20 protein-coding genes and 1 pseudogene are annotated in these 23,354 nt (G+C 46.4%); 11 read left to right on the forward strand and 10 right to left on the reverse strand.

What is annotated here, in order from left to right; genetic code table 11:
• Positions 1-164 precede the first annotated feature (164 nt).
• Positions 165-455: a hypothetical protein gene (locus tag ACE1CM_RS27165; protein ID WP_374881975.1), complete on the reverse strand. Its 291-nt coding sequence runs from the start codon at positions 453-455 to the stop codon at positions 165-167.
• A gap of 57 nt (positions 456-512) precedes the next feature.
• On the opposite strand from ACE1CM_RS27165, the gene hypE reads away from it, so the two are divergent.
• From hypE to hypB, 5 genes are all read left to right on the forward strand, one after another.
• A complete protein-coding gene (hypE, locus tag ACE1CM_RS27170; RefSeq protein WP_374881976.1) occupies positions 513-1,619 on the forward strand; it encodes a hydrogenase expression/formation protein HypE in 1,107 nt (368 codons plus the stop codon).
• Positions 1,620-1,769: 150 nt separating this feature from the next.
• Positions 1,770-2,222, forward strand: a complete 453-nt coding sequence (locus tag ACE1CM_RS27175) for an ankyrin repeat domain-containing protein (RefSeq protein ID WP_374881977.1) — start codon at positions 1,770-1,772, stop codon at positions 2,220-2,222.
• Positions 2,209-3,495 carry a nitroreductase family protein gene (locus ACE1CM_RS27180; RefSeq protein ID WP_374881978.1) on the forward strand — a complete coding sequence of 429 codons (1,287 nt, stop codon included), beginning with the start codon at positions 2,209-2,211 and terminating at the stop codon, positions 3,493-3,495. The genes ACE1CM_RS27175 and ACE1CM_RS27180 overlap by 14 nt, the downstream gene beginning before the upstream one ends.
• A gap of 251 nt (positions 3,496-3,746) precedes the next feature.
• Positions 3,747-4,088: a hydrogenase maturation nickel metallochaperone HypA gene (gene hypA, locus ACE1CM_RS27185; RefSeq protein WP_374881979.1), complete on the forward strand. Its 342-nt coding sequence runs from the start codon at positions 3,747-3,749 to the stop codon at positions 4,086-4,088.
• Positions 4,079-4,948 (forward strand): hydrogenase nickel incorporation protein HypB, encoded by an 870-nt coding sequence (gene hypB / locus ACE1CM_RS27190; RefSeq protein WP_374881980.1) that lies wholly within the window; start codon positions 4,079-4,081, stop codon positions 4,946-4,948. The genes hypA and hypB overlap by 10 nt, the downstream gene beginning before the upstream one ends.
• Before the next feature lie 151 nt (positions 4,949-5,099).
• On the opposite strand, the gene ACE1CM_RS27195 is transcribed toward hypB, so the two are convergent.
• Both ACE1CM_RS27195 and ACE1CM_RS27200 read right to left on the reverse strand, forming a co-directional pair.
• Positions 5,100-6,869 carry a C1 family peptidase gene (locus tag ACE1CM_RS27195; RefSeq protein WP_374881981.1) on the reverse strand — a complete coding sequence of 590 codons (1,770 nt, stop codon included), beginning with the start codon at positions 6,867-6,869 and terminating at the stop codon, positions 5,100-5,102.
• Between the two features lie 43 nt (positions 6,870-6,912).
• Complete coding sequence (locus ACE1CM_RS27200) at positions 6,913-7,218, reverse strand: protease inhibitor I42 family protein (RefSeq protein ID WP_374881982.1); 306 nt, start codon at positions 7,216-7,218, stop codon at positions 6,913-6,915.
• A 564-nt stretch (positions 7,219-7,782) separates the two neighbouring features.
• On the opposite strand from ACE1CM_RS27200, the gene ACE1CM_RS27205 reads away from it, so the two are divergent.
• Together ACE1CM_RS27205 and ACE1CM_RS27210 are read left to right on the forward strand one after the other, a co-directional pair.
• Positions 7,783-8,463: a PEP-CTERM sorting domain-containing protein gene (locus ACE1CM_RS27205; protein WP_374881983.1), complete on the forward strand. Its 681-nt coding sequence runs from the start codon at positions 7,783-7,785 to the stop codon at positions 8,461-8,463.
• Positions 8,464-8,514: 51 nt separating this feature from the next.
• Entirely contained in the window at positions 8,515-9,213 is a 699-nt protein-coding gene (locus ACE1CM_RS27210; protein ID WP_374881984.1) for a PEP-CTERM sorting domain-containing protein, read from the forward strand.
• Positions 9,214-9,588: 375 nt separating this feature from the next.
• Here the strand turns inward: ACE1CM_RS27210 and ilvB are convergent, their stop codons facing one another.
• From ilvB to ACE1CM_RS27245, 7 genes and pseudogenes are all read right to left on the reverse strand, one after another.
• Positions 9,589-11,421, reverse strand: a complete 1,833-nt coding sequence (gene ilvB, locus ACE1CM_RS27215) for a biosynthetic-type acetolactate synthase large subunit (protein ID WP_374882023.1) — start codon at positions 11,419-11,421, stop codon at positions 9,589-9,591.
• 214 nt (positions 11,422-11,635) lie between these two features.
• A complete protein-coding gene (locus tag ACE1CM_RS27220; RefSeq protein WP_374881985.1) occupies positions 11,636-11,974 on the reverse strand; it encodes an RNA-guided endonuclease InsQ/TnpB family protein in 339 nt (112 codons plus the stop codon).
• The gene (locus ACE1CM_RS27225) at positions 11,901-12,416 is read right to left on the reverse strand and encodes an RNA-guided endonuclease InsQ/TnpB family protein (protein WP_374881986.1); all 516 of its coding nucleotides are present in this window, start codon (positions 12,414-12,416) and stop codon (positions 11,901-11,903) included. Before ACE1CM_RS27225 ends, ACE1CM_RS27220 begins: the two co-directional genes overlap by 74 nt.
• 272 nt (positions 12,417-12,688) lie before the next feature.
• Positions 12,689-12,814, reverse strand: a complete 126-nt coding sequence (locus tag ACE1CM_RS27230) for a helix-turn-helix domain-containing protein (protein ID WP_374881987.1) — start codon at positions 12,812-12,814, stop codon at positions 12,689-12,691.
• 504 nt (positions 12,815-13,318) lie between these two features.
• Positions 13,319-14,538: pseudogene (locus tag ACE1CM_RS27235) on the reverse strand (RNA-guided endonuclease InsQ/TnpB family protein).
• Positions 14,539-14,792: 254 nt separating this feature from the next.
• Positions 14,793-16,100: an MFS transporter gene (locus ACE1CM_RS27240; protein WP_374881988.1), complete on the reverse strand. Its 1,308-nt coding sequence runs from the start codon at positions 16,098-16,100 to the stop codon at positions 14,793-14,795.
• Positions 16,101-17,269: 1,169 nt separating this feature from the next.
• Positions 17,270-20,770, reverse strand: a complete 3,501-nt coding sequence (locus ACE1CM_RS27245; protein ID WP_374881989.1) for a caspase family protein — start codon at positions 20,768-20,770, stop codon at positions 17,270-17,272.
• An 88-nt stretch (positions 20,771-20,858) separates the two neighbouring features.
• Between ACE1CM_RS27245 and ACE1CM_RS27250 the strand changes: the two genes are divergently transcribed.
• The 4 genes from ACE1CM_RS27250 (at position 20,859) to ACE1CM_RS27265 (ending at position 22,951) form a co-directional block, all read left to right on the forward strand.
• A complete protein-coding gene (locus ACE1CM_RS27250; RefSeq protein WP_374881990.1) occupies positions 20,859-21,344 on the forward strand; it encodes a hypothetical protein in 486 nt (161 codons plus the stop codon).
• Positions 21,345-21,937: 593 nt separating this feature from the next.
• Positions 21,938-22,120, forward strand: coding sequence for a hypothetical protein (locus ACE1CM_RS27255; RefSeq protein ID WP_374881991.1), 183 nt, complete (start codon positions 21,938-21,940; stop codon positions 22,118-22,120).
• Between the two features lie 105 nt (positions 22,121-22,225).
• A complete protein-coding gene (locus ACE1CM_RS27260) occupies positions 22,226-22,429 on the forward strand; it encodes a hypothetical protein (RefSeq protein WP_374881992.1) in 204 nt (67 codons plus the stop codon).
• 105 nt (positions 22,430-22,534) lie between these two features.
• Complete coding sequence (locus ACE1CM_RS27265) at positions 22,535-22,951, forward strand: hypothetical protein (protein ID WP_374881993.1); 417 nt, start codon at positions 22,535-22,537, stop codon at positions 22,949-22,951.
• The last annotated feature ends 403 nt before the right edge of the window (positions 22,952-23,354 follow it).

Below are 23,354 nucleotides of genomic sequence, written 5' to 3' on the forward strand. Positions count from 1 at the left end.
AACCCACCCATCAATCAACTCAACTCTGAAAGTAGTTAGCGACAGGGTAACCCACCCATCAATCAACTCAACTCTGAAAGTAGTTAGCGACAGGGTAACCCACCCATCAATCAACTCAACTCTGAAAGTAGGGTGCGTTAGCGACAGGGTAACCCACCCATCAATCAACTCAACTCTGCATGTGGAATTCGAGGCGCATCCGCCCAATCAAAATCTGAATTGGAAACAAACTTCACCCTTGCCTTACGCACCCGATTTTGGAAAACTCCCAGGGAATAGTAATAAACCTTTATTTCCTTGGATTTACCATCCTGCCTGCGGACTCGAACCGTTGGATTTTCTTCCCCCGATTGATGAACCGAAACCAAAAGCGATATGCATTCATATTTGGTTCTGTCAAACAATTCCAAAATATCGCCAACTCGCGGATCTATCCTTGGATCGCGTGGTGTCATAGCTAAAGCAGGTCTACTTGTAACTACACTCTTAATTTTAGACAAATCGATTTAATTATGAACGTTTTCTCTCATACAAACCCAGCCCAAAATCCCCTATTTCAAAACATCGAACAAACCAGGCGACAACGCGGCAAAGTGCGCGATACCCATATCACCCTCGCCCACGGTAGCGGCGGTAAAGCGATGCGGGATTTAATCGACGATGTATTTGTAAATAGTTTAGATAATCCCATCCTTTCCCAACTCGAAGATTGGGCGAGTTTTGACCTAGCATCCTTAATCGCGCAAGGAGACAGACTCGCATTCACCACCGACTCTTATGTCGTCGATCCGCTATTTTTCCCAGGCGGCGACATCGGCACATTAGCAATTAACGGCACAGTCAACGATTTAGCAGTTAGCGGGGCAAAACCTCTCTACCTTTCCTGTAGCTTTATATTAGAAGAAGGACTACCAATCGAAACCCTCCGACGGGTAGTAGAAAGCATGAAAACTGCCGCGATCGCTGCCGGAATTCAAATCGTTACAGGCGACACAAAAGTCGTTAATCGAGGTTCTGCCGATAAATTATTTATCAACACCGCTGGCATAGGAATAATTCCCTCCGGCGTTACATGTTCCGCCCATAACATTCAACCAGGAGATGTAGTAATTCTGAACGGCGAATTAGGAAATCACGGCGCGGCGATATTAATTGCCCGTGGAGAATTAGCCCTCGAAACCGAAATTGAAAGCGACTGTCAACGCTTAAATGGATTAGTTGAAACCATCCTCAACATTTGTCCCGAAATTCGCGCCATGCGGGATGCAACGCGAGGCGGATTAGCCACCGTTTTAAATGAATTTGCCCAAACTTCTAATGTAGGAATTCGTCTCCACGAACAATCTATCCCCATTCGCGAAGAAGTCAAAGGCGTTTGCGAAATATTAGGTCTAGATCCGTTATATCTAGCAAACGAAGGCAAATTAATCTTAGTCGTAAAACCCGAACATGCCCAAACAGTTTTATCAGCAATGAAAACCCATCCCGCCGGAAAAGATGCCAGCATAATCGGCGAAGCAATTCCTTCACCTTCAGGCGTTGTCTTATTAAAAACAACCTTCGGCGCAGAACGTATAATAGATATGCTAGTAGGCGATCAACTCCCAAGAATTTGCTAAAATCTTCCTCTTCTCTTCTCTTCCTCTGCGTCCTCTGTGTCTCTGCGGTTCGTTAAATTAGCTTAAAAATAAAATCGAATAAAAGTAGCATAAACTACTTTTTGTTACCAGCAAGTTTGGGAAAATATTAGTATAAAAAGAGGAAGCAAAATGATGCAACAACTAAGCGAAACAACCAACCAGTGGCTGATAGAAAAAGGCTACAATCCTGCCGACTTAAATCAGCGGGGGGAAAACGGCGATACCCCATTGATGAAAGCGACGATAGAGGGAGCGATCGCCATCGTCCAAGACCTAATTAATGCAGGCGCAGACCTCAACATCAAAAACAACGACGGCAACAATGCCTTGTGGTTCGCTTGCTATAAAAACCATAGCGACTTGATTACGCTTTTAATCGCATCAAACATCAATATCGACAATCAAAACGACAACGGCGCAACCGCTATAATGTATGCCGCCTCAGCTGGAAAAACCGATGTTGTTAAGTTACTTCTGAAATACAAACCCAACCTAAAATTGAAAAATTTAGACGACTTTAGCGCCCTCGATTTCGCCAGTACCAAAGAAGTATTCAAAGTGCTAAAAAATGCTGCAAGCTAAGATAGCCGGGAAAACCTACCACGACGATACCAAGCACTCGTATTTATCAGTGCTGATAGACCCAAATTATGTAGATGCATCTACCCAACCTTCTCCGTTTAAATGCTATCCCAAATTTTATCGGAGGTTTACCCTTGATGTAAATAATCCCATCCATTCCTTTATCTGGTTAACCAGCGCCATTACCTTTGAAAAAATCTATAAAGATGGTCCCTATCAACTGCGCGTAAATCCCTCCGCTGGCGCTTTATATCCCACAGAAATTTACGTGCAAATTAGGGGAATCAAAGGCATCGTCGATGGCATCTATCATCTGGAAGTCGCCAGTCAATCTCTGACTCTAATCTACGAATTAATCGATGATGGAGTAGAGAGTTACATCTTTCCCAATCAAATTGTCAAAGGCTTCATCTTTTTAGTCAGTTGCGTTTATTATCGCTCCAGTTGGAAATATCAAGACCGCAGCATTCGCTACTGTTTTTTAGATAGCGGACATCATCTCGGTGCGATTGAAGCTTCCGCCTCTCTTCACGACAGAAACCTGCAACTGATCTTTGATTTTGATAAAATTTCCCTCAATGCCGATTTGGGCTTTGAGAACAAGGAATTTATCACCGCTTGTGCCATTTCTGGGGAAGTTTTAGCCAAAAATATCAGGCGTTTAAGGCTCAAAGTTCCCTTTGTCAGCGGCACAGATTATTTTGAGCCAAATCAATTTATTGAAAATGGCTATAAAGAAACCGCCGACGTGAAAAGTTACCAACAACCACTCGCATATCCTCAGTTTAACTTTGATAAAGATAAATTTTTCCAGACGGTTTGGAATCGGCGTTCAATTCGGCGATTTAAAAAACAGTCGATTTCCCAAGAAAGTTATTGGACTATCCTAAAACAAGTTGAACAACCAATCGCCACAGAGAGTTTTGAGGAGATAGAAATCTACTCGGTTATCAATCGAGTAGAAGGAATGGAAACGGGTTTGTATAAAGGCAACCATTTGATTAAATCGGGGGATTTCAGCCAAAAAGCCGGTTACTTATGCGTCAACCAAGCTATCGGTAGAGATAGCGCCGCTACGTTGTTTTTTGTTTCGGATTATAGAAACTATCAAAATGCCGTACAATTGGCAGGTTTCTTAGGACAAAGAGTTTATCTGTTTAGCAACTATCTAGGAATTGAATGCAGCGGCATAGGCGCTTATTACGACGATGAAACCCAAGAATTTTTAGGAACAGATAAAGACATTATTTATGTAATGGCAATTGGCATATAACTCAAGCGGGATAGATCGTGCGTTACGCTTACGCTAACGCACCCTACATATAGAAAATTTGCCTGAGTCTTGAAAAATCGTCCCTGGAAAATTAAAAATATAATCAAGAAACCCGCAAAGAAACCGGGTTTGTCGGAAAAATTGTCGCTGGGAAACTAAAGATCGCAGCAAGAAACCCGGTTTCTAAGATCGTCAAACCTCCACCCCCATTAGCAATTAGCAATTAGCAATTAGCAATTCCCCAATAAAATATGCACGAATTAGGAATCACTCAAAATATCGTCGCCATTGTAGCTGAACATGCCAAAGGCACAAAAGTGCAGCGAGTTACATTAGAAATCGGCAAACTTACAGCGATTATCCCCGATGCCATCCGTTTTTGTTTCGATGTCTGCTGCCAAGGTACAATTATAGAAGGAGCCGAATTAGAAATTCTCGAAATTCCAGGCTTAGCAATATGCCGCCGCTGCGGTGCAGAAGTTCCCCTAGAACAGCCTTTTGGCATTTGTGGGTGTGGGAGTACAGACTTAGAAATAATAGCGGGTGAAGAACTGAAAATAAAAGAAATGGAGATAGAAGAATTATGTGTGTAACCTGCGGTTGTTCTGATGATGCTGAATCCAAAATTACCAATCCCGAAACGGGTGAAGTAGTTGCTATGAATTCACACGAACATCATACTCATACTCATACCTTGGCGGATGGAACTGTGATTACCCATTCCCACAGTCACGAACATCACAGCAATAACGCCACCGAAGTCGCCCAAATTCATGCCAAAATGCACGGTAATACCGTTACCCTGGAAGAGAAAATTTTGGCGAAAAATGACTTAATTGCAGCGCAAAATCGGGGATGGTTCAAAGGGAGAAATATCCTGGCATTAAATTTAGTCAGTTCTCCAGGTTCCGGAAAAACTACCTTATTAACTCGCACGATTAATGACTTAAAAGAAAAATTTCCGATTTACGTGATTGAGGGAGATCAAGAAACCTCTAACGATGCCCAAAAAATCCAAGAAACCGGGTGTAAAGTCGTCCAAATCAATACGGGAACTGGCTGTCATTTAGAAGCCGCAATGGTAGAACGGGGTTTGCAACAACTCAATCCACCGCTAAATTCAATTGTGATGATTGAAAATGTGGGTAATTTGGTTTGTCCGGCGTTATTCGATTTGGGAGAAAAGGCAAAAGTTGCGATTCTTTCTGTTACCGAAGGCGAAGATAAACCAATTAAGTATCCGCACATGTTCCGCGCTAGCGAGGTGATGATTATTACTAAAATCGACCTGCTACCTTACGTGCAATTTGATGTAAATCGCTGCATTGAATACGCCAAGCAGGTCAATCCCAAGATGCAGATATTCCAAGTTTCTGCAACCACTGGCGTTGGGTTAGAAAGTTGGTATGAATGGATTGCGGTAAATGTGCCGAGTTTAGCTGTGCAAATCTGATTTATAAAAATTGTTTGTAGTAAGGACTTCAGTCCTGGCTAGGATGACGGATAAGGACTAAAGTCCTTACTACGAACTTATTAAGGTCAATACTACCGGACATGATATGAGATTCGTTACCAGGCTGCAGCCTGGGAACGAGTGGAACACTCTAAAGGATGTCCCAAACTATGCGGTAGTAACCGCTATTTTCACCTTTGGGATTGTCGATGTGAAATACTACCAAATCAGGACGACCGTTGCCATTGATATCTGCGATCGCAATGTCTCCTTCCTGGTTCTCCCACCCGAACCATCCGGGTATTGGCTTGACATCATTCCACTGACCTGTGACATTACCTTTTGAGTCTAAAGGCTGACTGATACGGTAGTAGCCAGTATTGTCACCCTTGGGATTGTCGATGTGGAACACAACTAATCTGGCACGATTGCTAACATTTGCGATCGCAATTCCAGCGCCTTGATTTTCCCAGCCAAACCATTGTGGCACTTGTTTCACATCACTCCAACCACCAGTTGCATTACCCTTAGCATCTAAGTTCCAACCAATGCGATAGTAGCCGCGATTTTCCCCCCTTGGATTGTCGATATGGAAGACAATTAAATCTGGACGACCGTTACCGTTGATGTCTGCAATAGCCACCCCACCGCCTTGATTTTCTGCACCAAACCATCCTGGAACCGCCTTCACATCACTCCAACCACCCGTCACATTGCCGTTACTATCTAAGTTCCAGCCAATGCGATAGTAGCCGCGATTTTCCCCCTTTGGATTGTCGATATGGAAGACAATTAAATCTGGACGACCGTTACCGTTGATGTCTGCGATCGCAATTCCAGCGCCTTGATTTTCTGCACCAAACCATCCGGGAACCTGTTTTATATCACTCCAATCACCCGTCACGTTGCCTTTGGTATCTACATTCCAGCCAATGCGATAGTAGGCGCGATTTTCCCCGCTAGGATTGTCGATGTGAAAAACAATTAAATCTGGACGACCGTTACCGTTAATGTCTGCGATCGCCATCCCAGCGCCTTGATTTTCTGCGCCAAACCATCCGGGAACCCGCTTAATATCCGTTGTAGGAACCTTCACCCCACGCACAGTCCAAAAGGGGAATTCGGTGTCAATTCCGGCTTCGCCATAGGCAATCTTAAAAAAGCCATTATCTCCCCACTCAGTTCCCCAAGAGTTTTTGCATATCCAGCATTGTTCTGCTTCTGAGTACCCGATCACTTCAACGCAGTGAAGACCTTGATCTTCGCCGGTAACGTGTTTGTAAATGCCGCCGCCATAGGAATAGAAATCTTCATAGACGTGAAATACAGCACTAACTGGCCCGACATTAGTCAGCCAGTTTTTGCGTTCTACCATAGTATTGACAGTGGTCGATTCTGTAATTTTCACAGCGCGAGCGTCTCGATTTTTACCAATAATGCACGAGGGATTGCCTGAAGTAAAAGCACTACTATAAGGGAAACAATCTTCATCTGGCGCGCCGCGAGTTATGAGCGCATTGTAAGCCTCATGAGGCCACCAACCGTCACAATTTGCACCGTGATCCGAGCAGAAATGAAGATCCGCTTCCGACAGATCCAACTTTTGTCCTAGTTCGATCGATGCCATTGATTCCACGGTCGATACTGTACAAAAAGATACGCAGGAACCACAGGCTCCTTGGTCTTTCACTGGACTGATGTGGTTACCGTTGCGATCGCGCCAATCGATTGCGGGTGCAAAGTTAGCCACTACAGATCTGGGACGGCGAGCCATCGCCGCCGCCAAATCCGCTCGATCGACCACAACCCCTAAAAGTCGCCGCTTTTGAGCGGTAGAAAGCAAAGTCAGGGGAGTTTCTTTCGCTACCCAATTGGCATCAGCAGCCTGAATACTAGAATTTATTTCTTCAAATGAAGTCATTGATTACCTCTTGGCGTTTAATCGTTTTCAACTTTTCCAATCTTTAAGCTTTAATATCAACTTCCAGCGTATGTTCCGCCACAGGGGGTTGATTTTTTTCCCAAGGTCGCCGCTGCATAAAGTGAATGGTCACCTGTCCCATCGCGAGTCCCCCCAGGATAAATACTCGATCCATGCTGGAACCAACAGCTGGAAATTCGCTACTTTTTGCTGTTGTCTGCGACACATCAATTAAGTTGCGATCGCCGCCGATATCATAAGTCCACTGATACCCTGCCGTTCCTAACCCTGGTAATTTGAGCGTGTAGGTTTCACCAACTTTGAGATCGATTTTTGCTGGTAATTCCATTGCTAACTCCTGAATTATTTGCTGTTGGACTTTCTCCACCAGGGAAGCAGCTGGTTGCGATTGTTCTGCGGACTGAGCGATTGCATTAGACAGCCACCTCGGTTCACTTATCTTTGATGATGAAATATGCGTTCTTGTTATGCTAGTACCCTCATGGGTACTTCCACCCAGAGGTAGCGGCTCAATACGCACCCAGTCATTAGCAGGTTACCACGGTTATGGTGCTACAATCCTTGCCCTGGTTATTTTGTACTTTTTTATGCTCTTAATTGCGTGAATTTACTTAAGTATACCTACTTAATCGATTGAAAAGTTTATGTTGGTTGCATGAAGCGAGCGTGTTTTTTTGATGAAATTGCTCTTCCAATCGAAGCAGGTCAATTTCATTGTGCTACATAGATAACTAAGGGGAATTACTATCCGTATTTTCTCAGAAAGCAATCCGATTCTCGTTCCTCGCACCCAGGTTTCGGGTTGCAAGCAGACACAAGAGTAACAATATCGCCGAGTGAAATTTCCCCATCCATAAAGCAAAAACTTGACTCGATCAAGAGGTGCAATACCATGTCTAAAATCTGGCAAAAATTAACAGCGTTAACTACTGGTGCATTTCTTAGCTGGCTCGCCATAGAAGCTAACCCAGCACAAGCTGCCGTATTCACTTTTTCTTTTGATAGCTATCGAAGTCTTGGGTCAGGATTTCTAGCTTTTAATGACGCGACTTCGGGTTTGACGGGAATTGGTACCGAAGAAGCTAGCTTATCCCAATTGCAGGGAAATTTTTTGTTTCAGTTTGAAACTTTTACTGGCTTTGGACCACCTCGTTTCGATCCTTGGGATGTGGACGATTTACTCAGTCCTCCCATTTTCAGTTTTGAGTCAGGCAACTTGATAGGAATAAATTTAAATTTAGCACCTAAGTTCTCTGGTGCGGCTTTGTCACCCTTCCAGTTCTCTAGCTCCAAACAGGAACTTATTGTCACTGGTGCTAACTTCACACAAACGGTATTATCAACATCCACGTCCTGTAGAAATACGTTTTTTCCTTTTCCTCCCTTTTTTCGTGTTGAGTGTGTTGATTTCACGCTCCCGCCTTTTGTAATAAATTCAGGTCGAATTAATTTCACTACTGTAGTACCGTTTAAACGACCAACCAGCGTTCCAGAACCCGCCAGCGTAGTCGGTTTATCCTTATTAGGTTTGGCGTTTCTTTTGAACAAAAAAACCGCCTCATCTCAAGGCTGAAAAATGCAGTTTTTCACCCATCTCAGAAGGTTAAATAACAGGTGCAATCCAATGAATAAAACATTGCAAAAATTAGCTGCCGCAACAGCTGGTACAATTCTGAGCTTTGCCGCTATAGAAGCTAACCCCGCACAAGCTGCCTTGTTCAACTTTTCTTTTGATAGGTCTGGTTCTTTTAGCAGCTATGGGCAAGGATTTCTGTATTTTAATGACGCGACTTCAGGCTTGACGGGAATTGGAAGCGAGGAGGCTAGCCTATCGCAATTAAACGCTTATTTTGCATTTTCTTTTGACACAACCAGTAGTTTAATTTCTTCGGGTACTTTAAGTTGGGGTAATCCCGATTTAATCAGTACTCCAGTTTTTCGTTTTGAATCGGGTTCCTTGGTAGGAATGAACTTCGACCTAGCACCTAAAAAGGTTACTTGGGTTCATCCTAGAGGTATTGCCGCATGGATCAATACAGGTAAACTTTTTATTCAGGGTTCGACCTACAGGGTCAAGCAATCGGAGGTAATTAGGCAGGTCGCTTACCGGCCATTTTGCGAAAGTTCTAGTTACCCTTGGCCTTGTGGAACGGTAGTTGATGTTCCAAGCGGATCAACAGAATCTACAGGTCAAATCAATTTCGTTACCCGAGTACCGTTTAAACGACCAACCAGCGTTCCAGAACCCGCCAGCGTAGTCGGTTTATCCTTATTAGGTTTGGCCTTTCTTTTGAACAAAAAAACCGCCTCATCTCAAGGCTAAAAAATTAGGACTGTCCCAATTAACCAATAAACTGCGACAGTCATAGTTTAATAAACCCAACCCCCCTTGCCAAGGCAGGGCTAATTCATGTTCGGAGTAGAAAATTATTTCGGTAGGATTGCCATAAGAAGAGTCGAAAAATTAGGTATCTCCCCCAGCTCCTCAAATTTTCTATGACGACAATGAAGTAGCCCTGCCTTGCCAAGGGGGGCTGTTATTCCCCCCTTGGCAAGGGGGGCTAGGGGGGATCGGATCTGTCGCATCAAGAAGGGAAAATGGTATAACTCTTGCGATCGCTTCACTTCAAAAACAAGTAGTAGGGCAAGAATTCCTCACCCTACTACCAAATTACCAACTACCCATTACCACCCAAAGTTACAATTTCGCCCCGCATTCGGAACAGAAATTGTGATTGGGCGCATTCTTGGCACCGCAGCTGCTACAAGTCACGTGGGTTACTTCTTCTAGCTGTTTGCGTTGCGGCAAACCAATCATTTGACCGTTGCTCTTACCGGGGGCGACCATCGGGTAACAGTTTTCATCTTTCCTGACTCGCACCTCCAGCATGAAGGCACCCTCGTGGGCTAGCATTTGGGCGATTGCATCCGGCAATTCTTCCCGGCGCGTCACCACCATTCCCTTCAGACCATAAGCCTCTGTCAGCTTCACAATGTCCGGCATTCCCTGTTCCATATTGGACGCTTCGTAACGCCCCTCATAGAACGTTTGCTGCCACTGGCGCACCATTCCCTGCCAGCCATTATTGATAATCACAGTCTTGACATCAATGCCGTATTGTGCTAATGTACCCAATTCCTGAATGTTCATCTGGATGCTGGCATCCCCGGCAACGCAGATCACCTGTTCGTTCGGCAGCGCTACTTTAGCGCCCATTGCCGCGGGCATCCCAAAACCCATCGTGCCTAACCCAGCACTGGAAATCCACCGCCGGGGGCCGTTTTTGAGGAATTGCGCCGCCCACATTTGGTGCTGACCCACATCGGTCGTGTAGTAGGCATCGGGTGCCTGACGCCCCAACTCCACAATCACCTCTTGGGGAGACAGCAGATCCTCATACTGAGGCACTTCCAACGGATAATCTTGTTTCCAGCCATTAATCCGTTCCAGCCAAGGTTGGGTTTGGTGCGGTGCTTCGGGTCGGATATCCGCTTCCTCGCAGCGGCGCAGCATATCTGCCAACACCAGGCGCACATCCCCCACAATTGGCACTTCTGGGGCGCGGTTTTTCCCGACTTCGGCAGGGTCGATATCGATGTGAATTACTTGGGCGCGGGAGGCAAATTCGTCCAACTTGCCCGTTACGCGGTCATCGAAGCGCGCCCCCACGGCAATTAGCAAGTCGCATTCGGTGACGGCAAAATTCGCATATGCCGTGCCGTGCATTCCCAACATCCCTACAGACAGCGGGTGATTTTCGTCAAACGCACCCTTGCCCATCAGGGTTGTGGTTACCGGAAGTTGGAATCGTTCTGCCAGTTCTTTAATTTCCTGGTGCGCGCCTGATGCGATCGCTCCCCCACCCACGTATAGTAAAGGCTGTTTGGCTTTCCGAATCAAATTCAACGCTTGCTGCAACTGGCGGGGATTGCCCTTCACCGTCGGACGATACCCCGGAATCTTCACCGTTCCCGGTTCTACCGGCACGTAGTCGAATTCTTCCAAACCTACATCCTTAGGTACGTCGATCAACACCGGACCCGGACGCCCCGTACTGGCGATGTGGAACGCTTCTGCTACAATTCGCGCCATATCCTGGGGATCGCGCACCACGTAGGAGTGCTTCACAATCGGCAGCGTGATGCCGTAGATATCGATTTCCTGAAACGCATCCGTACCAATCGCCGCCCGGGATACCTGTCCGGTAACCACCACCAAGGGGATCGAGTCCATTTGTGCGGTAGCAATTCCCGTCACCAAGTTCGTGGCTCCTGGCCCCGACGTGCCAAAACACACCGCTACTTCTCCAGTTGCACGGGCATAACCATCGGCAGCATGGGCTGCTCCCTGCTCGTGCCTGACGAGGATGTGTTGAATTTCACCTCTTGATTCAAAGCGGTACAGTTCGTCGTAAATCGGCAGAATCGCACCGCCTGGGTAACCAAAAATATGCTTCACCCCATGACGCTTGAGACTGTCAATCAGGGCAAAAGCACCCGTCGCGCGCACCGCACTCCCAGTGGGGGTAATGCCACCAGGGGTCGTCGTCACGATGGGATTATTGATACTACTCGATTTTTGAGAAACGCTGTGGGAAGTCACGGGCATACCTCAGTTAATAACGTCTAATTTGGCTATTGTGAACTACCCACACTCACCTATCGGTACAGTGTGGGCTTCTAACATCAACGGGGAATGCAACAGAACAGACTTGCGTCCACCCTTTTGTCTTACTTCCCCGACCTTAGCGTAAGACGGCTGTTCCATCCGCCTTTAGCATTCTGATGCCCTCTGCTCTGATATTGGTTGCAGCGTTGCCATCCCTATCGTGATGAGTGCCACAGTTAGGGCAAGTCCATTCCCTAACATCTAATGGCAATTCGTCAATCTGGTAATAGCAACTAGAGCCAAGCTTAGAACTGGGGAACCATCGGTCAACTTCCAATAATAAGCCACCTTTCTTCTCCAGTTTGTAGGCTAAGAAGTTGGTGAAGGTTCCCCATCCTGCATCAGAGATAGCATGAGCTAGATTGTGATTGCGAACGCGAGTGCGTGCGCGAAGCGCATACCATGCCTTTGACATGTAGACTTTCTACTACGACAACTTGGTTTTCGTTGACGAGCTTTCTTGAAAGCTTATGTAGAAAATCTGACCTTGAGTTGCTCACCCGTTCGTATACTCTAGCTACAACCTTTCGGTACTTGGATCTTGAATTACTCCCTTTTTGTTTTCTGGCTAATTTCTGCTGTTTTCGCTGGAGATTTTTCTCATGCTTGGCTAGGTGTTTGGGATTGTCGTATTTAGACACCTTACTGCCATTGCTGACAACAGCAAAATGCTTCAATCCCAAATCAACGCCAACCACCTTGCCTTCACTTGCTGCTTGAGGATTATCCCCTTCAATTTCAGTCAATATGGATGCGTAATACTTACCATAATAGCTTTTGCTAACCGTCACCTTCTTGATTTTTCCCTCAATAGGTCTGTGTATTTTGGCTTTCACCGTGCCTATTTTTCCTGGCAATTTGATCCCCCCTCGGGAGCCCCCCTTATTAAGGGGGGTTGGGGGGGATCGTTTTGAGGATATTGAATCGACTGCTTACGATGCTTGGATTTAAACCGTGGAAATCTCCCACGACCCTCAAAGAAGTTTTTGTAAGCAGTCGTCATATTAAGGGTAACAGCTTGCAAAACCTGGCTGTAACATTCAGCAAGCCTTGCAGTCTGCTCGTCCTTTTTGAGCTTTGGAAGGAGTGCATTGAGTGCCTTTCGCCCCAATCCCTTACCTGTTTCTTTCTAGCACTCAATCGATTGTGAAAGCGCATAATTCCACCACCATCTAGCGCCACCAAAATGTTGCGCGAGTATAATTTCTGGCTCTGGCGTTGGATATAAGCGAAATTTAACAGCTTTGTGCAGCACTCAATATCACCCCCTTGCGCTTTATCTTATCACCTACTACTGTTAGGGTTAAATACTGCCTGCCAAAATGGCTAATTTTACCGGCACCCTTCCGGATAAAATTAGCAAAGCGAGCGAGTGTGGTCTTGGGGGAGACTCCCATCCGTGGATGTCCATGTATCCCACGCCGGACTACGGGTAGGACTTGGGACTTATAGCCTCCAAGAGACGGTAGCACCGCAAGTTAAATGTGTCGATTATGATACAGGATGTTTGCATCTCTTTATATTTATTTACGCGATTTTTCATTAACATCGATCGGGCATCGGGTAAGCGCGATTGATGCAGTCGAGATTGCGCGTCAGAAATAGCAGAAAGAGAAGCAAGCGATCGCGAAAAACACCTGGGCAAACTGATGGGAGTATGTTGCTTCAGGCTAAGCGATCCGAAGTTGCCAGCTGGCGATATATCTTCATTGCGATCCGAATCTCGGTAAGAACCCCTATAGCAAGGAAATCTCGTGAACTACCCCACCGCACAGGCGGATGGGGCTTCTGTACTCAACGGCGAGTGCCGTAGATGAGACTTTCGCCCCATCTTTGGTCTTACCTCGCCTCCTACAGCAGAGACGGCTGAACCATCCGCCTGTAGCATTCTGACACCCTCTGCTCTAATATTCATCGCCGCGTTCCCATCTCGGTCATGATGAGTGCCGCAATGAGGACAAGTCCATTGCCTTATCTCTAGCGGCATTTCATCGACTTGATAGTAACAATTAGAGCAGAGCTTGGAACTAGGAAACCATCGATCAATTTCCAACAGCTTCGCACCTTTGCGATCTAGTTTGTAGGCTAGAAAGTTGATAAATGTTCCCCATCCAGCATCAGAAATTGCCTGAGCCAAATTATGGTTACGAACCATGCCCTTGACATGAAGGTTCTCTACTATGACAGCTAAGGCTTAGCTGACCAACTTATGACTAAGTTTATGTAGAAAATCTTGCCGCGAATTGCTGACTCGTTCGTACACCTTGGCAACAACTTTCCTGTATTTATTTCTTGATTTACTCCCTTTTTGTTTGCCTGCCAACTTCTTCTGTTTGCGTTTCAGATTTTTCTCGTGCTTAGCAAGATGCTTGGGATTTTCATACTTTGACACTTTTTTACCATCGGAAACGACAGCAAAGTGTTTTAGCCCTAAATCAATACCGTAAATCTTGCCTGACCTTGTAGAGGGTTTTTCGCCTTCTACAAGGTCAATATGGACGCAAAATATTTCCCTGATGGAGTCTTGCCAACGGTAACAGTCTTTATCTTACCCTCAATAGGTCTATGGATTTTAGCTTTTACCACCCCGATATTGCCGGGTAGTTTGAGGTTGCCATCTACAATTTTGACGTTTTGAGGATACTGAATTGACTGCTTACCGTGCTTTGACTTGAACCGGGGAAAGCCAGCGCGTTTCTCGAAAAAGTTTTTGTACGCTGTGGTTAAATTGAGCGTTGTAGCCTGTAAAACCTGGCTATAACAATCAGCTAACCACCGCGTTTCTTCTTGCTTTTTGAGTTTTGGCAACAGTGAATTGAGCGCTACTTGCCCAAGCCCCTTCCCCGTGGCTTTATACGTTTCAATTGATTTGTTTAACCCATAATTCCACCACCAACGACTACATCCGAATGTTTGAGCTAGAAGTATTTCTTGCTCTTTTGATGGGTATAGACGGACTTTTAAGGCTTTGTGCAACACTCAATATCACCTCCCGGTTAATCCATCTTACTGCTATACACCTTCAACAGTAAAGCTAGTGTGCAAAACTTAACAAATTAAGGGTGGTCGTTTTGGTTGTCTAGTTTTTTGTTATATCAATCGGGCAAGAAATTGGGAAAATTAGGGGCGTCGTAGCTTGCTTGGGCGAAGCGGTACCCCTAATTTTCCCACGGCACACCATCCCCACCGCACAGGGGAAGGATGGGGAACTGGAGCAGGTTTTGTTAAGAATTCTAGATTGCATCTTGCAGCACGTTGCGCGTATTATACCAAGCCCAGAAGCCTACAAAGCTTACCAAAAGGCTCATACCTATCAGTACAACTTGCAGGCCAAACTGAACGGTGAGGGGTCCTGCGATCGCTAATGGCAAGGTTAAAGCAATATTCACCACATTGTTTTGAAACCCAAACACCTTACCCCGCATCGATTCTGGCGTTTGTCGCTGAATCAAAGTTTGCATCGGCACGCCGACAAATGCAGCACCCACGCCCAAGAATACACTGAGGACTAAACCCAACCATAGGCGATTGGCATAAGTGAAGACACCTAAAACAAACGCCATACTCAAAAAACCGATTAAAGGCAAAGGTTTGTGCTGGAAGCTGGCGCCCCAAGTTCCCCCCAACAATGCTGCACCCAACACCATCCCAACCCCGGCGGCGGCGAGCAGAAAGCCGAATTGAGTCCCTTTGAGGCCAATTTCTTCTGCCATATTAATCGCCAGCACGGTTAACGCCGCAAACACCGAATACAAAATCGTTAACTGCACCATCGCATTGCTGACCAAACGGTCTTTTCTCAAATATCGCAACCCCGACTTAAAATCGCTCCAAGGGTTGAGATCCACCTGCGACCCCCGCATTATTTTTTCTCTCACGGGAATCAGATAAATTGCCACCGCTGACGACAGATATAACGCGCCGACGGCAATTTCCGGCCCAAATGACCCGCCAAAGGTTTTAGCCAAGGTTAACAGCGGTTCCCCAATCGCAAAACCCACAATCAAAGAACCCATCATCGTGGTGGTAAAAAGGGCGTTGGCGGACATTAACCCCTGGCGGGAAACGAGTAAAGGAATCGCCGCCTGTTCCGCCGGGGCGAAAAATTGCGTCAATATCGATTCTAAAAATGCCACGACCAACAAAACGGTAAACTGTTTAGGCAGCAGCGGGATAGCAATTACTAACAACTCCCGCAGCACGTTAGTAATCCACATAATTTGCCGCTTGTCGAAGCGATCGACAAAAATCCCCGCCGCCGAACCTAATAGAACCGCTGGTAGGGTATTGGCGACCATGATCAGCGAGTTCAGCAGCGCATTTGGCGATTCGGCATTTTGCATCGCTTGAGAGTTAGCCAGCCAAGCGGGGAGTCCTTCTTGATACGCTGGTTGTGCAACCAAGCTAATCAGTAACACCAAAAACACCTTATCCGCTATCTGGGACAAGATCTGTCCACTCCACAGCTTCATGAAGGGTCGATTCTCAAACAAGGCGCGAAACCCACTACCAGAAGCAGCGGCAGGGTCAGTTGGAAACATAGATGACTAAGGGTAAGGCTCGAAAGCGAAGGCTTAACTTCCTTAATTTATACCTAAGCTTCGCCTCTAACAGCATAGTCAAAAACTGGGTAGGTGTGGATGCAAAAGCTTCGCTTTCCTTGCTGTCACATATAGCTAGGGGCTAGGGGCTAGGGGTTGGGGGCAATGGGGTTGAAGGGCTTCAAATCAAGGGTTTCAAAAATTAAGAACGTTCATTACGCTAATGCGGTTGCTATACAGAACTTACCCACGACGATCCTAGACACCCGGTTTCTGGGTAGGGACACGGCATCGGAAATATTATGTACAAGCGAACATTTTGCGCTCGCCGTGTCCCTGCAACTATCGCAGGACTTACGCAAACACCAAAGTTTCTATGAAAAATCGTCGCTTTGGAACTAAAGATCGTAGCTTGAAACAAAGGTGATAGGTTTGTCGTGCGTAAGTCCTGTATCGGATAAACATTTAGGACGGGCTGGTAGTGCAGAGCATATCACAGCGGTAGTCTAAGTTTTTAGACTCACATCTTGCACCTGCCGTTTTAGCCCGCCCGGAAATCAATTTCAAAGGCTTTTAGCTCAAGTCCTCTTAAGAGGACTGAAAGCTTTTGATCGTAAGTATTTAGTCCTCTGAAGAGGACTTGAGCTACTCGCTGTGGGACTTAAGTCCCACAGCGGACGTTGGGACTGGTGCAAGATGTGATTAGACCTACTCTCTCTTGATGAACTTGAGCGCACGATTAATTCTTTAACTAACAGTTTGCTTGGCTTATATTATGACGCTGAAAGTGAGATTATACAAGAAAAACGCGATTGATTAAGCTCTCATCGCCCTTGTTTGAGGGCTGGTGACAAGGAAGCCACACAAGGCGCTTCGCGGGTTTATTTGAATGGTTTGTTTTTGTCAAAGGTTATATCATGTCCGTTGAATTGCCCATAATAAAAAAACCTCACCGCGTCGTTGCGTAGGGAACATCATAGATATCTCAGACACACAAATAACGTTGCTCGTGTTCCCTACTCCTAATTATGGGTAATCGACCGGACATTATATTATTGGTAAAACCCGCCCCTACAATACTTTGAGCTGTAGCATTTTCAAGGGAAATTGGTATGAGAACTGCCCCAAGGACAAATTTCTGTAGGGAATGCAACACCGCGCACTTTCAATTACTCCGGAAGTAAACGCTTAATCTCCTCCTGGGTGAAGGGATTATTACCAGCCTTGAGGGCATCAATCCAGCCTTGCCGTTGTTTTTTCTCCTCATCCGAGCCAGTCGATTTTATAAATGCTTGAAAATCCTGAATCGCCCCGGCGGTATTCCCCGTCATCGCCCTGGCAATACCGCGACTATCCCGAAACGTTCCATTTTCAGGTGCAACCGTCACCGCATTTTCACAAGCTTTCATCACCTCAGCCGCCTGTCCGTGCAGACTGCCGTACCGACAGAGGGTATTCCAAGACTCAGAAGGAAGTTTCCAGGTTGGCTTTAAAGTTTGTGCCTCCCTGTAGGCGGCAAGCGCTTCCTTGACCTTACCCTCCTTGACTAGCTTCTCACCATTTTTAACCAGACCACCTGCTGCCCACCATCCAACTTCTGCCTCAGATGGGATAGTGATGCTGGGAGACAATTTCCGGGCTTCTTGAAACTTCGCCATAGCGCCCTTAAAATCTCCTCCTTGCCCTATCGCCCGACCTTGATTGACCAGAAACCGGGCATTTTCGCTGGGATTCCAGGCTAATTTTTGACAGGTAGAACGAGCGGATTGAGCGAACTTAATCGTTTCAGATTCTTCGTCAATATTCGTTTCAGGCTCAACTAGAACGGGATGATCGAGTAACCTGTCGCACCCTATTTGGAGCCACCTTTCCCAACTGCCTTGCCACAACCGCACCGTGCCGTCAGCACCCCCAGAGACAATCCTCTGCCCATCCGGACCCAATGCCACAGAAGAGACATCACCCTGATGCCCAAGGAAGGGGGAGCCAATCGCTTTGCCGCTGCTATCCCACAACCGCACCGTACCGTCCTCACCCCCAGAGACAATCCTCTGCCCATCCGGGCGCAATGCCACAGAAGAGACAATACCCTGATGCGCTTTGATGGGGGAGCCAATCGCTTTGCCGCTGCTATCCCACAACCGCACCGTGCCGTCAGCGCCCCCAGAGACAATCCTCTGCCCATCCGGGCGCAATGCCACAGAATAGACAGCATCCTGATGCCCTCTCAGGATATTCCGTTCTCTGGCTACATCGATCGCATCCAGCAAACTGGACTGAACCGGGTTGAGAACCTGCCCCAATGAGGATTGGCTTTCACCCGTCGCCTGAATAGCTCGCATTAAGCCCTCTAGAGGCGCTGCCGATACCAGATTACTGGCGAGTGCCGCACTTTCCCCTAGTCTTGCAATTGTCTTCTGCCTTTCAGCATCTCGCCACTGAACAACAGCCACGATCGCAACTGCACTCACTACAGCTAAAGATCCAACTAAAATTCGATTCCTAGTCTTAACAGCTTTAAGTTCTCGCTGTTTACGTTCTAACTCTTTTTGGATGAGCCGATCGCGAACCTTTTGACTCACCTGAATAAACTCTTGGGCAATACCATCAAGCAGTCCAAGATTGCCGTAGTCCTTCAAATACGTCTCAGCTTCTATTAACGTTGCCCCTTGCAGCAGTAAACCCAAATCCTCCGTCTTTCCCTTACGTTCCCAATCTTTCGCCCTAGCTTCAATCTTGCGCTCAATTTCCCATGCCACTTGGTTATCTGCCACCCATTGGCGCAATTCCTGCCAATGACGAATCAAGGCTTCATGGACGATATCCAAAATCACTCCCGGTTTGCCATTCACAGATTGTGATTCATGAGTCGTCACGATTAACTTCGCTTTCACTAACTGCTCAATCGTCCGATCCAACAGTTCCAGAGAATGCCTTTGGTTGACTAAATCCTCCTTGCGTACCCGCCTGCGCGTATCGCTTGTCTCACCTAACTGGGTCAGTTCCAGGAAGATGCGCTTAGCAACTGGCTTCTCTTCGTCCTGAAGCGAGTTATAAACCTGATTGGCTCGTTTGGACAGCGTTTTCTCGATGCCACCGAGATGATAATAAGACTCCAGGGTCAACCGATGGCGATTTGGCCCTGTTTGCGCTTGTTGCCAAAGTTCTGTCAAGGTGTACTCGAGTAGGGGCAAGCTTCCGGGAGAACCGACTACATCTTCAGTCATCTTTGTTACCAAAGCTTGCTCAACTTTTAAGCCAACCAGTTCACCGGGTTTAGCAATAGCCTGTTCTATATCCTTGCGAGTCATCGGTTTCACCGTCACCAGATGCCGGTCAATTTTGTTGGCTAACTGTGCATATTCAGCACATTTGCCCAGAAAATCTGCCCGCATCGCCAACACTAGGCGGAGTTTGTTGTTGGTTTGTTCCACCGCCTGCAACAAGCAAGCAAAAAACTGCTCTCGTTCTTGCTTGTCTTGGCACATAGTGAAGCATTCTTCAAACTGATCGATCGCCAGCACCACCCGTTCAGTTTTCAGGGTGGCAATAAACTGCTTGAAATTCTGGGCATCTGTGCCAGTCGCTTTCTTCAAGCTTTGCAGGGGATGTTCGCCCGGGGTAAAAGGATCGTAGTATTTCCAGCGAGCGCTACCTGATAGTTTTTGTCCCCGCTTGAGTTGATAAAGCAATCCCGCCCGCAAAACCGAAGATTTACCACTTCCCGACGCCCCCAACACGGCGGTAAAATTTTCCCTGCGAACTCGATCGATTAATATATCCGTCAGTTCCGTTCGCCCGTAGAAAAAGACCGCATCCTCTTGCGTGAAATAGTTCAAGGATTTGTAAGGACACTTGCCCTTCAGCTTTGAATCGACCTGCCTTTGCGCCCCATGGGTTCTATCCGTAAGGATAATCGTCCCACCGGAATTGTGAAAAACCGGGCGCTGGAGTTCTGCGGACATCTTTTTATTAATGAAATCCGCCAGCTTATTATTACTCACCCAGCCATCAACGTCCGCGTTCGGGTTTAAACCTTGCAACAGTGCCGCCGTCAGAATACCATGTTCCCCTTGCAACTGTTCGCGACTCACCTCAAATCCTCGACACGCAGCAATCAAACATCGGTCAACTGCTTTGCCTTCCTTCCCTGGATTAGCCTCATCCAAAATATTGAGTAATTCTCCACTATGGCAGCAATCGAGCCAAATAATCTGCTGTTGCACCGGACTTTTTTGCAAAAGTTCGCGCAACCACCGCAAAGAAACGCCCCACTTGCCTTGAGCGGGATTCACATCACTCGTAGCCAAAAACCCTTCCGTCACTCCCCCCTGTTCTTTACGCAACCCATGACCGGCAAAAAACAGCAACGCGGTATCGGGTCTAATCCTTCCTGGTGGATTGAATAAGTGAGCGATCTCCTTTTCCAAATCCGGTACCTGCACCAGATTGTGTGATGGTGGGTTGGGATCTACTCCCCGCTTTCCCTCTGGGGAATACACCTCTGGCAAGCGTCGCACTGTGAAATTACCGTATTTTTCTAGAATTTGGGCAACTGCTTCCGCATCCGCTGCCGGTTTTTCCAGATGTTGGGGCTTTTTAGTTGTGCCATCCCTCAACAACGGATAACGATTAATCCCTACCACCAGCGCTTCTCTGCGTTCGTTCATCCCTTAGCACCAAATTTGAGAGAGTATCTGGAAAGCTACGGCTATCACTTGTAACTTATTATATTTATACTAAATATCTAGGACATTTATGTCTGTAGCTGTTAACAAAACCTTACTCGCTCTAGTACTGGCTCTCAAGGATCTAGAAGACCTAAGCGAAGATGAAAAAGACGCTTTCAGAGATGCCGCCGAGCAACTGCAACTCGACCCCGATAATTGGCAGGACTACGAAGACTATTTGCTAACAGTCATTAAAGCTAATCCCCTCTTGAATAAACTGCATCAAACCGCTAAATCTCAACTCGATGCCTTGAATGGCGAAATCCCCTCGAATTTACTACCTACCCCAGCCGAACTCGCAGCAGCAATCCCTACAAATCAAATTCCTGTAACGCGAGGTAAGCTGCCAGTCAACGATGGCTATAAAAGCAATGAAATTAACAACGTGGCTATCAACGTTTTCTCAACTGCCAACCCTATAGAAACAGCTAAAAAACTCAGCATTATTGAAAAAATTCAAACATTCCTTCCCCAATCCCCATCAGTGGTAAATAGACTATCTCTGCTTTTTTAGCCCCCCCTCGTTCCCTGGCTCCTGCCTGGGATCCCCCTCGTCCCCCTCGTTCCCTGGCTCCTGCCTGGGATCCCCCTCGTCCCCCTCGTTCCCTGGCTCCTGCCTGGGATCCCCCTCGTCCCCCTCGTTCCCTGGCTCCTGCCTGGGAAGGCTGGGGGGTTGGGGGGATCTGCATTTCAATCTAGCTAAATCTCAACCTCAAACAATAAATGAACGACATCATCTATCCCACCCTTGACCTCTTCCTCTACGACTTAAGAAATGGCTTAGGTGAGAGTCAAGACGAAATTAACAATAATCAAGCTGATTCCCAGAAAAAATTTCCATAAACTCAAATTTTATTCCAAAAAGACACCTACTTTGAAGACGAATATGTCCTCTTAACTGAGCCTCACAGATTTGCAACCAGCGGCAAACCTTACCCTTTAGAAGGCTATTACTATCCTGTCCGTATCAATGATGTTTATGGGCTGCTGCTAGACTGCTCAGTCAACAATGAAATCCCAGATCAACCTGCTGCATGTTTTAAAGACCTAAAAAGCGAAATTGAGCAAAGAATCAACAACCAACCAGCAACAATTGGGCAAACCTGGATGATATCTGGCTCGCTCCCCCAAACTGATGCCAAAAACCCTGAATATATCGCCAAATACTGCTACAAAGCATTAAGGCACGATACTAATTGGAAACAAGATTTAGAAGGGCAAGGAATGTTTCTAGGGGCAACAATATTTGAACTTTCGCGCTACCGCTTGGTAATCAAAGAAAGCCCATAAACTCCGACAAATATTCAAATTATCCAAGAGAATCAGCACGTTATTATTATTCTTTTTCCTGACAAAGCAAGCGCCGATAAATTAGCTGATTTTTATGACGACTGGATGCGATTATTTGAAGATAGCCACAAAATACTCTGGGCTTACGGTCAGAGTCGCCTACTCAAACAATCGATTAAAAATTACTTGACTGTCATTGAAGAAGAAAGACAATCTATTAACCCGAATCAGCCCACAGATCGAGAATTGGAAAAATGTCGTAAAACCTTGATGCGAGTGCAGAATAGCCTTAATAATTATAGCAGATAAATAAAGAGAATAGAATTTCAAAACGGGAGGATTGATATTAATTTAATTAACTATAAAAAACGGCTGTAACCCATCGAATAAAAAGCCGGAAACAAACTAGAGTTTTTGGAAAAATTCACCAAGTTAGTTACAGATAAATACCAGAGCCAAATTACCAAAGACTCAGAAAATCTGGAACGGGGGATGAAATTAATAGAGAATACGATTAACGCCGTTCGCAGCCGTGTCGAAGTTGTCAAAGCCGAACGCGATCGCAACTTCCAAGATGCGCTCGCCATTCTGGGTGTAGGATGGAGTGTCGCCTCCTTCCTTCCGTCTGCGGATAAGCTTGGTAACAATCCCAAAGACCCCGTCAGAGTATTCCTCACCAACGGGAGTCTCCCAGAACCCTGGATCAAGCCTGCTGTGCCACTGGTATACAAACTAAGTATCGCACTTGTAGCAGCAGCCTTGGCTTGGCTGTTGATTCGCTCATGGCCTGGATTGATGAAACTAATCCCACTCATACCCAAAAAGGAATAGCGCCATTGTACCTGCTGTCGTGGGATAGCTTCGCTGCTGCGCCCAGCGCAAATCGCCTCTTAAACTACGCCTTGTTGCCAAAATCGGCGTTGCACAATGTTCCCATAAGTAATATCATGTCCGTTTGATTACCCATAGTTAGGACTGACGCTAAGGACGCGGGGATACGGGGACGCTCTGAGTTTTAATTATGGGTGAGTTGCCTGACATCATATAAATGTGCAAGGGTGCGATCGCTCGCCTATCCCCGCTCTAATATCATGTCCGTTGAATTGCCCATAATAAAAAAACCTCACCGCGTCGTTGCGTAGGGAACATCATAGATATCTCGGACAAACAGATAACGTTAATTATGTTCCCTACTCCTAATTATGGGTAATCGACCGGAAATGATATAACACCC

Source organism: Microseira sp. BLCC-F43 (assembly GCF_041929235.1).
Lineage (GTDB): Bacteria > Cyanobacteriota > Cyanobacteriia > Cyanobacteriales > Aerosakkonemataceae > Microseira.